The sequence below is a fragment of the Streptomyces sp. NPDC004111 genome (assembly GCF_042874215.1).
Classification (GTDB): domain Bacteria; phylum Actinomycetota; class Actinomycetes; order Streptomycetales; family Streptomycetaceae; genus Streptomyces.
Genome location: NZ_JBIAMU010000011.1, coordinates 145,923 through 159,466, shown reverse-complemented (window position 1 = coordinate 159,466; position 13,544 = coordinate 145,923). Strand labels below are relative to the sequence as shown.

The following is a 13,544-nucleotide window of genomic DNA, read 5'->3' as shown; positions in this document are numbered from 1 at the left end:
GGTCCGGAATTCCTGATCTCGGATCCCGTCCGTCGCGCACGCCCCGTCCTGCCCCGGCACCCCCTCCCCTCTGGAGAAGACATGTCCTCCGGCATTTCGCGCCGCGCCGTACTCCTCGGTGCCGCCGCCGTCGCCACGGCGGCCGGCCCCCTCGCCTCCGTCACCGCCGCTTCCGCCGCCGCGCGCGGGGCACGGGCCGCCAAGGTCCCCAAGGTGCTGGTCATCGGCCTCGACGGCGCGATGCTCCGGCGCATCAAGGACGCCGACGCCCCGAACCTGGACGCGCTCATGGCGTCCGGGGTGACCGCGCCCTCCGCCCTCTACACCAACCCGATGGCCCCGACGTCCTCCGGGCCCGGCTGGTCGACGCTCATCACCGGCGTCTGGCCGGACAAGCACAAGGTGGTCAACAACGAGTTCACCGGGCACGACCTCGCCCGGTACCCGGACTTCCTGACCCGGGCCGAGACCGCCAGACCCGCCCTCAGGACGTACGCGGTGGCCTCCTGGAACCCGGTCACCGACATCATCTTCTCCCCGAAGGTCGACCAGCGGGTCTCGACGCCGGCCGCGGAGTACGACACCGGGACGACCGCCCGCGCGGTCGCCCGGCTCGGGTCCGAGGTCGACGCGGTCTTCGTCCACCTCGACAACGTCGACCACGCCGGGCACGAGCACGGCAACGCCAGCAGCCAGTACCTGGACGCGCTGCGCGGCGTCGACACCCAGGTCGGCCAGATCCTCACCGCCGTCAGGTCCCGTGCCACGTACGGCGGCGAGGACTGGCTCGTGATGATCACCGCCGACCACGGGCACACCGCCACCGGGGGCCACGGCGGCGACAGCTGGGACGAGCGGCAGACCTTCCTGATCGCGAGCGGTGGCGGGCTGCCCGCCGGCACCACCCGCCACGACGTGCGGATGCCGGACGTCGCGGTCTCGGCGCTGCACCACCTGGGGGTGCCCCTCGACCCGGCCTGGGGGCTGGACGGGCGGGCCGTCCAGCAGCAGGTGCCCGACGCCTTCGACGCGCTGCGCGGCACGCTGCAGAAGGCGGTCGACGAGAGCGGGATCGGGTCCGAGGTGCTCGGCTTCACCCACACGCCCCCGGCCGGCTGGCGGATCGACAACTCCCGGATGGGCACGGGCGGGGTCACCGAGTGGCGCGGCTGGGCCTTCACCACGGACGAGTTCTGGACCAAGGCCGAGAAGGGCCAGCAGCGGGAGCTGAACGTCCGGGCCCGCAACGTCTTCGCGGTCGCCGACGGCGACGAGTGGAGCGACCGGACGGTCACCGGAACCTTCGACTCCACGCTGATCAGCCCGGCGTTCCCGGTCACCGCGGGGGCCGCGGCCACGCTCACGTACACCACGTACTACCGGCAGGAGGCGCCGCAGAAGGGCGAGGTGCTGGTGTCGTACGGCAACGGGGCGCCGGCCGTCGTGAAGACGTACACGGCCGACACCTCCTCCCGGGTGGAGAGCGTCCGGCTCCAGGTCCCGGCGGGCGCCACCACCGCGCGGGTGCACTTCCGGTACACCGGCGGCAACAACTGGTACTGGACCGTCGACGCGGTCTCGGTCAAGGCAGGCTGACGTGGCCGTACGTTGATTAGGCTGGGGGCGTGCACAAGGTCGTGCGCGCCCCCCTTCGCTCTTTTTGACCGCGTACGAGGAGTTCCGTCAGATGGCAGAGCGCAAGCCGATCGAATCCTGGCTCACCGACATGGACGGAGTCCTCATCCACGAGGGCGTACCGATCCCCGGCGCCGACGCCTTCATCAAGAAGCTCCGGGACACCGGCAAGCCCTTCCTGGTGCTGACGAACAACTCCATCTACACCGCCCGCGACCTGCACGCCCGCCTCGCCCGGATGGGCCTGGACGTGCCGGTGGAGAACATCTGGACCTCCGCGCTCGCCACCGCCCAGTTCCTGGACGACCAGCGCCCCGGCGGCACCGCGTACGTGATCGGCGAGGCGGGCCTGACCACCGCTCTGCACGACATCGGCTACGTCCTCACCGACCACGAGCCGGACTACGTCGTCCTCGGCGAGACCCGTACGTACTCCTTCGAGGCCCTCACCAAGGCGATCCGGCTGATCAACGGCGGCGCCCGCTTCATCTGCACCAACCCCGACGAGACCGGCCCCTCGGCGGAGGGCCCCCTCCCGGCGACCGGCGCCGTGGCCGCGCTGATCACCAAGGCGACCGGCAAGGACCCCTACTTCGCGGGCAAGCCCAACCCGCTCATGATGCGGACCGGACTCAACGCCATCGGGGCGCACTCCGAATCCAGCGCGATGATCGGCGACCGGATGGACACGGACGTCCTCGCCGGACTGGAGGCGGGGATGGAGACCTTCCTGGTCCTGACCGGTCTGACCGGCAAGGACGACATCGACCGCTACCCGTTCAGGCCGTCCTCGGTGGTCGACTCGATCGCGGACCTGGTCGACCGCATCTGACGCCTTCGGTGGCGCGGGACTGTGTCGCTGTGAGGCTGCCGCGCGCAGGGCTGCATTGATGCGGCTACCGCTGCGCGAGCGTGGCGTGCCCCGTCAGGGGCGCGGGTCTGTGCCACTGTGCGGCCACCGCCGCGCGGGCGCGAGCAGCCTTGCCCGTCCGGTGCAGGAGTGCCCCTTCAGGGGCGCGGGGCTGTGTCACTGTGCGGCTACCGCCGCGTGGGCGCGAGCAACCTCCCCCGTCCGGTGCAGGAGTGCCCCTTCAGGGGCGCGGGGAACTGCGCGAGCAACCACGCTCCTCCCTCACACCCCCACCCACCCCTGGAGGGCCCGCCACCCGGGGTCCGGGGCGGAGCTCCGGTTTCGGGAAGGGGCGGGGTGGGGTGAGGCTCCGCGCAGCGGCCATTCCGGTGCGGAGCGGCGGGCCGGGCGGGGCCGGAGGGTTCGGCTCCGCCGGGGGCCGCCCCCTTGCCCGCCCGTTCCGCCCCCGGGGGGCGGCCCCGCCGCCCAAGGGGGCTCGGGCGGGGGAGTGAGCGGGCGGCCCCCCGTCGCCCAAGGGCGCGGCGGTGGGGGCCGTCGAGGGCCCGGACGGCGCAGTTTGGGGGGGGCTGGGGATGCGGGAAGTGCCGCATGCGTGGATCTTCGAAGTACCAGGAGGTTCACAATGCGCTCAACGCAGCTCACTCTCTGCGCAGGTGCGGTACTCGCAGCGGTACTCATCCCCGCTTCCCCCGCCCTCGCCGCCGCCACGGAGAACGAAGAGACCCACGGCAGCGTCACCGTCACCCCGTCCACCATCGCCGCGGGCGGGGAGGTGGACCTGCGCATCAGCGTGTGCGGCGGCAGAACGGCCATCGGCACGTCCGAGGCGTTCGCCGAACCCGCGAAGTTCCACCCCGCCGCCGACGGCGGCCTCTTCGCCGAGGCCCGGATCCGCTCCGACGCCTCCGGCCGCGACTACGGCATCCACGTCAAGTGCGAGGACGGCCCCGGCACCGCCAGCGGCAACGTCACCGTCGTCCACCACCGGGTCCACCCGACCGCTCCCGTCCGCGCGGGCGGCGGCGGTACGGCCCTGGCCGCCGAGTCGGACGGCCCCGGCACCCCGCACACCCTGATCGGCCTCGGCCTCGCGGGTGTCGCCGCCGTCGCCATCGCGGGACGGTCGGTACGCCGCCGCCGCAGCGGCGCCGCCCCCACCGACTGAGGAACCCGCGGCAGCACATCCAGTACATCCAGCACACCCAGCACATCCAGTAAATCCAGCAGGACGGCAGGGAGAGGAGAGGACCGGACATGAGCGATGACCACGCGTCCGGCAAGGGCCGGATGCTCACCGGTGTCGCCTGGGCGGTACTGCTCCTCGGACTGTGGCTGTGGGGCCGCGACCTCACCGACGGGCCGGGCGGCATATCCGCCCCGACCACCGGTGACGTGGCCGCGGTGGGACGCCCACTGCTGCAGGTCGAACTTCCCGAGGCGCACGACCCGGTGACCGGGGCGAAGCCGCACCGGCTGGACATCCCCTCGCTGGGCATCGCCGCCCCCGTCGCCCCGCGCGGTCTCGACGCCTCGGGCGCCGTGGACCCGCCGCCGTACGAACAGCCCACCACGGTCGGCTGGTTCGGGGACGGCACCCGGCCGGGCGCACGCGGTGTCGCCCTCCTCGTCGGGCACGTCGACACCCAGAGCAAGCCCGCCGTCTTCTACGGACTGAGCTCCGCCCGCCCCGGCGAGCGGATCAAGGTCACCGGGGCGGACGGTTCCGTCACCGAGTTCACCGTCGACGACGTCCAGGTCTTCAGCCGGGACAAGTTCGACGCGAAGAAGGTGTACGGCGCGCACCAGGACGGCCGCGCCGAACTGCGGCTGATCACCTGCGGCGGCACGTACGACCACAAGGCCCGTTCCTACACCGCCAACGTGGTCGTCTCCGCCTACTTGACCGGCGCCACCGAGGCCCCGGCCGCCAGGTCCTGAGCCCGCGCCGGTGCGCCGGCCCGTGCCGCGGCCCGCAGCCCGAGGCCCCCGAACACCGCCGCGAAGACCACCCACAGCAGCAGCTGCGAGCCCAGCGACAGGACGCGGAAGTCCCACAGCAGGGCGGCCGGCACCGGGACCTCGTCCGGGTTGTCCGGCAGCAGGAACAGCACCGCGAGGGTGGCGGCCCCGGTCAGGAAGACCGCACCGTGCCGCAGCGGCTCGGCCCGGCCCGCGAGACGTACGTACACCTGCCAGGCCAGCAGCATGCCGAGGATGCCGATCACGACGGCGGCCAGCCACAACTGCTGCCGCTCCCCGACGGTGTTCGCGTCGCCGACCCCGGGCGGGGCGGCCGGGTAGCGCAGTCCGGGCAGCAGGGCCACCGCGACGAACGCGGCGGCGCAGAAGGCCAGCGCCCGCGGCCAGGCCCGGACCAGGAACCCGGTGCGGCGGTGCACCAGCGCGTAGGCGACCGCGAACAGCGCGCCCATGGCGAGGCCCGCGACGATCGCCGTGACGACCAGACCGAAGTGCTGCTGGCCGCGCGAGAACAGCTCCTCGTGGTGGTCGGCGACGGCGCCCGCCGCCGCGTGCGCGTGCTCGGCCGCCTCCGCCTTCGCCGAGCGCGCCTCTTCGAGGACGATCGCGCGGTCCATCACCGGTTCGGCCAGCAGCAGTGAGAACAGGCCCGTGACCAGGCCTGCGGCCCCGCCCGCCGCGAGGGAGCGGCCGAGCAGGGTGAGAGTGGGGTTGCTCATGGTGCGTCCGGCCCCGATCAGTGGCAGGGGGCACCGAAGAGGTGCCGGCCGTCGTGCGAGAACTCGTGCAGGTAGCTGCCGGTGGCGGAGATGATGTGGCCGTTGTCCATGAACACGGCGTACAGCGCGATCAGCGCGACGATCACCGCGGCGACGAGGATCAGCAGATCCCGGGTGCGGGTGGTCGCGGACGCGAGATCGCCGCTCTGGGCGGACTGCTGGGCAGACGCAGACATTAGGGTGGTGCCTCCTTCTGGGGTTTCCACGCCCCATGAGCAGGAGGACGACGGGTCAGTTCCTGACTTCCACACCGTGGCAGGTGTGGTCACAGTGGCGGGACCGCCCCGGAATCGCACCGGAGTTCCTGTTCACCGTCGCCTCGAAGTGTGGAGTTGTCCTCCGGAGAGTCCCAGCCTGGCAGTGCACTGTCAATGGCGCCCCGGGAACGCCCGCCGGGGACGGCACGGGAAGGGGCGGCGGCACGGGAGGGGGGACGGCACGGGAAGGGCAGGAGGGGCGGCGCGGGGCACCGGGAACGTTTGCGACAGCACCTGGCCCGGTCGGCTGCTCGCTCCCCCCGGAGCCGCCGACCGGGCTGGTCCTCGACCGCACGCGCACGGACTGCGGGAGAAGCCCGGCGTCTGTGCGGGAGGTTCTGGAAAGTCCAACTCGGCTCTACGGGCCGGGGGCTGGGGCCTCAGGAATACTCTAGAGCGGGCAAGCCCCGTACTCCATAGGGTAATTGACGCAAAGTCACTGCAAAGTCGCTCCGAGTGTCCCGTACGGCCTCACCGGGCCCTCTGCTCTCCGCTCCGGCCCCCGCCCGGCTTCCCGGCGGGCACCGACGCCACGTCCAGGCTGCCCCGTACGAGATCCATCGCCACTTCGGACACCGGCCGCCCGGCGCGCTCCGCGTGGCTCCGCAGCGCGTCGAACGCCTCGTCCACCGAGAGCCCCCACTGTTCCGCCAGCATGCCCTTGGCCTGGTCCAGCCGGACCCGGCCGGTGAGCGCGGACTGGACCTGACCGGCCAGCAGCTCGTCGTGCCGGACGGTGCGCTGCTGGAGGACGCCCAGGGTCGCGGTGTCCGCCAGCGCCTGCGCGAGCTGCAGCTCCTGCGGCGCCGTACCGGCCCCGTCCGGACCGGCGAAGAGGTTCAGCGCGCCGATGACCGTCTCGCGCAGCCGCAGCGGCACCGCGTACGTCGACCCGAAGCCGTACGCCGCCGCGCGCGGCGCGAACACCGGCCAGCGCTCCCGCGCCGCCGCGGACGACAGCGCGAGCGGCGCGACCGGCCGCCGGCCCCGGAAGCAGTCCAGGCAGGGGCCCTCCTCCTGCTGGATCTCCAGCAGGCCGAACAGCCGGGCGCGCTCGTCGGAGGACGCCACCGCGCGCAGCTGCCCGCGCTGGTCGGTCAGCATCAGTCCGGCCGCCGACACGTCGAGCAGCTCGACGCAGCGGGCCGCCGACCAGTGGAGGAAGTCGATCACGTCGAAGTCGTCGACCAGGGTGTCGGTGGCCTCGACGAAGGCCGTCGCGATCTTCTGTTCTCGGCCATAGCTGTCCATGCGTTGTCACCCACATCTGTCGTGCTGCCGGGTGGCCCGCGCCGGGCGCTGCCACAGGATCATCGTGCCTGCTCCGTACCGTCGCCGTCCTGGAGGGCGCCGTCCTGGGTGAAGAGCAGCCGACGGGCCACCACGTCCGCCGCCACCTCCAGGATGGGCCGTTCGGCGGCGTACGCGTACGCCCGCAGCCGGGCCAGTGCCACCGCCGGAGACACCGCGAGCCGTACCGCGATCATGCCGGTGGCCTGGTGCACCTCGGCACGGTAGAGCGCCGCGTCCTGCGCCAGCCAGCCGCCGGCCTCCGGCGGCGGACCGGTGCCCTCCCCGGCCGGCGCGCCGGGCGCACTGTCGAGCAGGGTGAGCGTCAGCGCGTCGGCGAGGACCAGCACGTCGGTGAGGGAGTCGTCCGCGAGCGGGCCGGGGGCGTCGCGGTGACAGGTCAGCGACCCCACCAGGATCGCCCCGATCTGCAGCGGCACGGCGAACACGGCCCGCAGCCCGAGCTTCTGCGCGGCGGGCAGGAAACCCGGCCACCGCCCCCCGGGAACCCGCTCCAGGTCGCCGTCCAGCACCAGCCGGCCGGTGCGCACCGCGTCGGGCCCCGGCCCCTCGCCGAGGGTGAACTGCAGGTCTTCGAGGGCCGCCGCCCGCGGCCCGGAGAGCCACACCGGCTCACCCTGGAGGTCCTCCACGACGAGGGTGACGGCGAGCCCGTCCACCCCCAGCGCCAGGGCGCAACGGCGGGCGAAGGACTCGTCGAGCACGGCGGTGCGGTGCAGCGCCAGCTCGTCGAGCAGGGCGGTCATACGGGCGGTGGCCACGCCCTCCTCCTGAAGGTTCCCGACGAGTTCCCGAGCGGTCCCCGGGCGGACAACTGTGAAGAGTCCTGAAGAGTCCTGCGAAGTGCCTCGCGGCGGGCAGCCAGGAGTGCTTCATCGTAGCCGTGTGCCCCCAAAGAGGCAGGTTGAACGCGGTGCAACAGCTCAGCGACGAAGCGGGCGCGGCTGCTGAGGGTGACCGCTGGTGTGTCAGGATGGATTCGACCGGTTGTGTCCGGGCAGGGGCGCCTGGGGGGTTGCCTCGGAATCAAGTCAGCTTCGAGACGGTCAGTCTTCACAAGGCGCCCAAGGGGGAGTCGATGTACGGCAGTTACAGCGGACGTGTGCGAGCACTGGGAGCGGTCGCGGTGGGGGCCGCCCTGCTGCTCACCGGCTGCTCCTCGGACGGTGGGGACGGCGGCTCGGGCGGGGGCTCGGGGAGCAACGCGCCGGTGTCCCAGCAGCCCAAGGGCAACGACCCCTTCTGGGTCAATCCGGACTCCAAGGCGGCCAAGGCGCTGGCCGAGGAGAGCGACAGCGGCAAGAAGGACCTGATCCGGAAGATCGCCCAGCAGCCGGCCGGCGAGTGGCTGATCCCGGAGAACGCCAAGGAGCAGGCCAAGGGCTTCACCGAGGCCGCCGCCAAGGCGGACCGCGAGGCGATCCTGGTCGTCTACAACATCCCGCACCGCGACTGCGGCCAGTTCTCCGGCGGCGGCGCCGCCGACGGCAACGCCTACCGGGAGTTCATCAAGCAGGTCGCCGAGGGCATCGGCGACCGCCCGGCGACCGTCGTCCTGGAGCCGGACGCGGTGCTGCACCTGGTCGACCAGTGCACCCCGGAGAAGTTCCACGAGGAGCGCTACGACCTCCTCAAGGGCGCCATCAAGACGCTGAAGCAGCAGCCGAAGACCAAGGTCTACCTGGACGCGGGCAACGCGGGCTGGGGCAAGCCGGACCAGATCTTCGAGCCGCTGAAGTGGTCGGGCATCGACGCGGCCGACGGCTTCTCGGTGAACGTGTCGAACTTCTACTCCACCGAGGAGAGCAAGAAGTACGGCAAGGAGCTGTCGGCGAAGGTCGGCAACAAGCCCTTCGTCATCGACACCAGCCGCAACGGCAACGGCCCGGTCCAGGAGAAGAGCCTCAAGGACCCGTGGTGCAACCCGCCGGGCCGGGCACTGGGCGAGGCGCCCACCACCGAGACCGGTGACCCGCAGGTGCACGCCTTCCTGTGGGTCAAGCGCCCCGGTGAGTCGGACGGCGAGTGCAAGGGCGGCCCGCAGGCCGGCCGCTGGTTCGCGGACTACGCGCTGGGCCTGGCGAAGAACGCCAAGTAGCGCACGCACCCGGCGGGGGAGGACAGCCCCCGCCGGGCAGCACGGCCCTGTGGAGCGGTACGGCAGGACAGCAGCACATACGAGTAAGGGGCGCCCTCCGGGAGGGCGCCCCTTACTCGTATGTGCGTCACGGTGCGCTGCCGTGCGCCCCGCGCGGTCCTACGGGACCTCGACCCAGACCGCCTCGGAAGGCGTGCCCTGGTCGTCCGTCACGAACAGCATGTAGTACCCGGAGGGCACCAGCGAGCGGTTCTCCGGGACGGTGACGGTGATGCCGTCGGCCGTCTTCTTCAGGTCCAGCGCGATGCTGCGCTGGTCCATGTCGGTCATGTGCGTCACCGCGCTCGGCCGCATCAGCCGTGCCGACTTGATGGACGACGCGTGCTGCGAGGTGAAGGTGCCCGAGGCGCCCCGGGCGATCTTCTTCGGGCCGTCGTTCAGCTTGGGCCGCGAGTCGCGGTACAGGTACGGCGGCGTGTAGATCTCGATGCGCTGCTCGAAGACGCCGGGCCGGGTGTTGGCCTTGTCCGCGTACAGCGAGTCGGAGCCCGCCACCATCACGCGGCCGTCGGGCAGCAGCACCGAGCTGGAGTGGTAGTTGCGCCCCACTGCCGGGTCGGCGAGCCGCTTGAGCTTGTTGGTCTTCGGGTCGAAGGAACGCGCCTCCTTGATGTTGGAGTCGCTGCGCCCGCGGTAGTCCTCGGAGCCGCCGGTGATCAGGACGGTGTCGTCCGGCATCAGCGAGGCGCTGGGGTAGCGGGTGCCCTTGTCGAGCGAGGGGCCGTCCTTGAAGGTCGGGTTCGCGTCGTCGGCGTCGACCAGACGGGTCTTCTCCGAGGACTTCTCCGACTCGCCGACGCCACCGCCGCCGATGACCATGAACCGCTGGTCCTGTGCCGGCGGCAGCATGACCGAGGCCGAGGTCTCCAGCTGGTCCGGGTCGCTCATGCCCGGGATCTTCTTGAAGCTGTTGTTCGACAGGTCCCAGATGCCGGGCTCACGGCCGACGTCCGCCGGGCCGTAGCCCGCGTTGGAGCCGGTGTAGATGAGCTTGCCGCTGTTGAGCGTGAACAGCGACGGGTACGTCGGCAGCCGCCGCTCGAAGCCCGTGTACTTCCAGGTCTTCGTCTTCGGGTCGTAGATCTCGTCCTTGCCCGGGACGATCTGGCCGATGTCGTCGAGGCCGGAGGTCGCCAGGACCTTGCCGTCCTTCAGGGTCGTCAGCGACGGGTACCAGCGCGCCTCGTTCATCGGGTCGACGGTGATGTACTTCTCCGCCACCGGGTCGAACTCGTACGCCTCGCGGATGCCCTGGAAGTCCTTCTTGTCCAGGGCGAGCTTCTCGGCGACGCCGTACGTGTTCTGGGCGTCCTTGCCGGTCAGCGAGGGGATGGCGTAGTTGTCCTGGGCGCCGGACTCGTACTGCTTGCCGGACTGCTTGGCCTCGACGTAGATGCGGCCGAGCCCCGGGTTGTTGCGCAGGAACTTCCCCGTGGCCTTGTCGAAGACCTTGGTGGCCTTCTCGACCAGGACCGGGTCCTTGGAGACGTACGTCTTGCCGTTCTTCTTGCCCTTGAAGACCGTGCCCGCGGGGAGCGTTATCGGCTTGTCGGGATTCTCGTTGTGCACCACCATCAGGCCGCCGGCCTTGGTGACGTCACCTTCGAGCTTCTCGTACCGCTTGGTGCCGCCCGCGACGAGGAGCTTGCCGTCGCCGAGCTGCGTGTGACCCGAACAGAACATGTCCTTCGGGGTCTTGATCATCTTGTACGTGTTGTTCTTCGGGTCCCACAGGACCGACTCGAACTTGCCCGCGTCGAAGTTCTTCTGGTTGTTGCCGGAACCCGCGATCAGCAGGACCTTGCCGGTGTGCAGCAGTGCCGAGTGGATCGTGTTGATCTTCTTGTCGGTCGGGACGTCCAGGAAGTCCCAGTGACCGTTCTCCGCCTTGTACTCGGGGCGGTTGATCTTGTACTCGTGGTACTGCTCCGAACCGAAGCGGTACAGCGCGGGCCCGTTGAACGCCGCCACGGCGACGACCACGGCCGCCGTGATGGAGAGGCGTTTGGCCCGGCGGCTCGGACGGAAACTCATTTCTTACGTCCCCCAAGGGAAGAAATCTGCATGGTCTGGTCGGCGGGGGCCCAGCTCGGCCGCTGCTGCGGGGCGTGGCCGCCGTCGCCGTACTGCCCCTGGCCGGGGAAGGCCTGCTGCTGGTCGTACTCCGGGGTGCCGCCCGCGGAGCCGGGACCCTGCTGCGGGCCGGGCTTGCCGTTCTTCTTCTCCGCGCGCATGCCGAGCCGCCAGGCGAAGATCGGCGCCGCCGTGATGAGCATGGCGAGCGTCGCCCAGGTGACCATCGCCGGGTGCGAGTGGCCGCGCCAGAACGAGACGCCGATGGACCCGGCGAAGATCGCGATGAAGAACAGGTGGATGCGGAAGGTGCCGAAGAGGGTGTCGGGGCTCGCCGACTCGCCCTTGGGCGTCACCACGAAGCTGGACTTGCGGCGCAGCACGGAGTCCATGAGCGCACGCGCGTAGAGCGGCGCGGACATCGCGGACATCGCCATGCCGGCCAGACCGCCGGAGCCCTCGGGCTCGTGCGGCGACACGTTGTGACGGCGGTTCCAGATGTAGAGGCCGATCTGGAGCGCGGAGGCGTTGCCGTACAGCATCATCCAGATGACCGGGTCGATCTGGACACCCGAGGCGCCCATGCCCAGGAACAGCGCACAGGAGAGTGCGGCCAGGATCCAGTTCATGGCGGACATCGGGTAGAAGATGATCATCATCGTGTAGTTGAAGAGCTTGCCGGGGGGCAGCGTGCCCCAGCCCTTCCAGTACTGCTTGAGGATCGTCTCGTAGGTGCCGCGCGACCAGCGGAGCTGCTGGGTGAAGAAGTCCGTCCAGGCGGAGGGGCCCTCACCGACGGCCAGCACGTCGGGGGTGTAGACCGAGCGCCACTTCTTGCCCGTCGCCGGGTTCTTGGCGCGGTGGATCTCGAAGCCGGTCGCCATGTCCTCGGTGATCGAGTCGTACAGACCGCCGATCTGCTTCAGCGCCTTGATGCGCACGGCGTTGGACGTGCCGACGAACATGGGGGCGCCGTAGCGGTTGCCCGCGCGCTGGATCAGGGCGTGGAAGAGGAACTGCTGCGACTCGGCGGCCTTGGTGACGAAGGTGTCGTAGTTGCCGTAGACCTGCGGGCCGATGACGAAGCCGACGTCCGGGTCGCGGAAGTAGCCGAGCATGCGCTCCAGGTAGTTCGGGAGCGGGATGTGGTCGGTGTCGACCGAGGCGAAGTAGTCGTAGTCGTCGCCGTGCGCGTCCAGCCAGGCGTTGTAGTTGCCGTGCTTGGTCTTCGCGCGGTGCGGACCCTTCTTCTGGTTCCACTTCGCGATGCCCTTGCGGGAGAAGTGGTGCACGCCGAGCCGCTCGCAGACGGCCTTGACCTCGGGGTCGTCGCCCTCGTCGAGCAGCCAGATGTGCAGCAGGCCCCGGTGGCGGATCTTGACCGCCGCCTCCAGGGTCTTGGTGACCATCTCCAGCGGCTCCTTGCCGGGCACGAAGGAGGTCATGAAGGCGACCCGGGTGCCGGACTCGGGCACGACCGGGATCGGGTCACGGGCGACGAGGGTCGCGTGTGCGTTGGAGATCACGTTCATGGTGCGGAAGAGCTCGATGAGCCCGATCGACACCAGCATGACGACGTCGAGCGCCCGCAGCAGGTCGTCCTGCAGGTTCGGGTCGCGGTCGGTCCAGTGGCCCGGCTGCATGAGCCAGATGAACAGACCGAGGGACAGCAGCGGTGCGGCGCCGAGGAGGAGCGCGGCACGGATGCGGTGCGGCTCCTGGGAGATCAGCGAGCGGTACTGGACCTTGTACGGCTTGCCGGGGTCCGGCTGGGTGAGTGGTCCGGCCAGCCGGCTGTAGTGCTCGTAGTCGTACCTGGGCAGCGCCTTCTGCTGTCGGCGACCCGGCCCGCCCGATGCGACCTGCGGGGGGACCCGCAGCTGCGTCGTCTGGGTGGGGTCGTGGGTAGGGTCGTGGTACTGCCCGGCGCCGCTCGGCGTCGACGTCATGAGTCATCCCCCCGCACGCAAGGCTGGCTGCGTGAGTTCGTAGGTCTTCTCGCTCGCTGGCGGTCCCCCTCGACCGTCCCGAACGCAACATTGGTCGGGCCGCCATCGGTACAGACACGGGACGGCAACCTTCCGGTTGCATGATGCCCGTCCCGACATCCGTGGGAGAAAGGGGCCCCCACCCCGTAGCCCGGCCGTCCCCTCGTCGGCCGTCCGAGCTTCAACTCGTCGAACCGTCCGCCCCATTGGAGCCACTGGCTCCAGGATAGGTTCCCCGACTCTTCATGTGATCGCAAGGGTCGCTGATCGCAGGCCTGCCGGGGCCCCGGGGCGGGTCCGGTAAGGGCCCGGACCCGTGGGAACGACCGAGACCCTCCCACCGGTGGTGGGAGGGTCTCGGTTGCGCGTGCGCCGCCAGGGACTCGAACCCCGGACCCGCTGATTAAGAGTCAGCTGCTCTAACCAACTGAGCTAGCGGCGCCTGCTGACTCGGAGAACTCTACCGGATGCTCGGGAGTGGTTTGAACCAGC

General features: G+C 70.7%; 11 protein-coding genes, 1 tRNA gene and 1 riboswitch. Of the genes, 5 read left to right on the top strand and 7 right to left on the bottom strand.

All coding sequences use genetic code 11. The annotated features are described in order from the left end of the window. Positions 1–81 precede the first annotated feature (81 nt). From ACFYVL_RS22330 to ACFYVL_RS22315, 4 genes are all read left to right on the top strand, one after another. Positions 82–1,596, top strand: a complete 1,515-nt coding sequence (locus ACFYVL_RS22330; protein WP_389247409.1) for an alkaline phosphatase family protein — start codon at positions 82–84, stop codon at positions 1,594–1,596. 91 nt (positions 1,597–1,687) lie between these two features. Then, complete coding sequence (locus ACFYVL_RS22325) at positions 1,688–2,467, top strand: HAD-IIA family hydrolase (protein WP_389247407.1); 780 nt, start codon at positions 1,688–1,690, stop codon at positions 2,465–2,467. A gap of 661 nt (positions 2,468–3,128) precedes the next feature. Further along, entirely contained in the window at positions 3,129–3,671 is a 543-nt protein-coding gene (locus ACFYVL_RS22320; RefSeq protein WP_389247405.1) for a hypothetical protein, read from the top strand. A gap of 89 nt (positions 3,672–3,760) precedes the next feature. Beyond that, entirely contained in the window at positions 3,761–4,444 is a 684-nt protein-coding gene (locus ACFYVL_RS22315; RefSeq protein ID WP_389247403.1) for a class F sortase, read from the top strand. Here ACFYVL_RS22315 and ACFYVL_RS22310 read toward each other — a convergent pair. The 4 genes from ACFYVL_RS22310 to ACFYVL_RS22295 form a co-directional block, all read right to left on the bottom strand. Beyond that, on the bottom strand, positions 4,402–5,205 hold the full coding sequence (locus tag ACFYVL_RS22310; protein WP_389247400.1) for a CbtA family protein: 804 nt from the start codon (positions 5,203–5,205) through the stop codon (positions 4,402–4,404). The genes ACFYVL_RS22315 and ACFYVL_RS22310 overlap by 43 nt on opposite strands. A gap of 17 nt (positions 5,206–5,222) precedes the next feature. After that, complete coding sequence (locus ACFYVL_RS22305) at positions 5,223–5,441, bottom strand: CbtB-domain containing protein (RefSeq protein ID WP_389247398.1); 219 nt, start codon at positions 5,439–5,441, stop codon at positions 5,223–5,225. Between the two features lie 31 nt (positions 5,442–5,472). Continuing rightward, positions 5,473–5,617, bottom strand: a riboswitch (cobalamin riboswitch). A gap of 376 nt (positions 5,618–5,993) precedes the next feature. Further along, positions 5,994–6,773, bottom strand: coding sequence for a GAF and ANTAR domain-containing protein (locus tag ACFYVL_RS22300; protein ID WP_389247396.1), 780 nt, complete (start codon positions 6,771–6,773; stop codon positions 5,994–5,996). Between the two features lie 59 nt (positions 6,774–6,832). Then, complete coding sequence (locus ACFYVL_RS22295) at positions 6,833–7,594, bottom strand: ANTAR domain-containing protein (RefSeq protein WP_389247393.1); 762 nt, start codon at positions 7,592–7,594, stop codon at positions 6,833–6,835. 317 nt (positions 7,595–7,911) lie between these two features. On the opposite strand from ACFYVL_RS22295, the gene ACFYVL_RS22290 reads away from it, so the two are divergent. Continuing rightward, positions 7,912–8,931 carry a glycoside hydrolase family 6 protein gene (locus ACFYVL_RS22290; RefSeq protein WP_389247391.1) on the top strand — a complete coding sequence of 340 codons (1,020 nt, stop codon included), beginning with the start codon at positions 7,912–7,914 and terminating at the stop codon, positions 8,929–8,931. Between the two features lie 159 nt (positions 8,932–9,090). Here ACFYVL_RS22290 and ACFYVL_RS22285 read toward each other — a convergent pair whose 3' ends face one another. From ACFYVL_RS22285 to ACFYVL_RS22275, 3 genes are all read right to left on the bottom strand, one after another. Beyond that, the gene (locus ACFYVL_RS22285; protein WP_389247388.1) at positions 9,091–11,025 is read right to left on the bottom strand and encodes a galactose oxidase-like domain-containing protein; all 1,935 of its coding nucleotides are present in this window, start codon (positions 11,023–11,025) and stop codon (positions 9,091–9,093) included. Then, a complete protein-coding gene (locus ACFYVL_RS22280; protein WP_389247385.1) occupies positions 11,022–13,013 on the bottom strand; it encodes a glycosyltransferase family 2 protein in 1,992 nt (663 codons plus the stop codon). Before ACFYVL_RS22280 ends, ACFYVL_RS22285 begins: the two co-directional genes overlap by 4 nt. Positions 13,014–13,420: 407 nt before the next feature. After that, positions 13,421–13,494, bottom strand: a tRNA-Lys gene (locus ACFYVL_RS22275). Between the last annotated feature and the right edge of the window lie 50 nt (positions 13,495–13,544).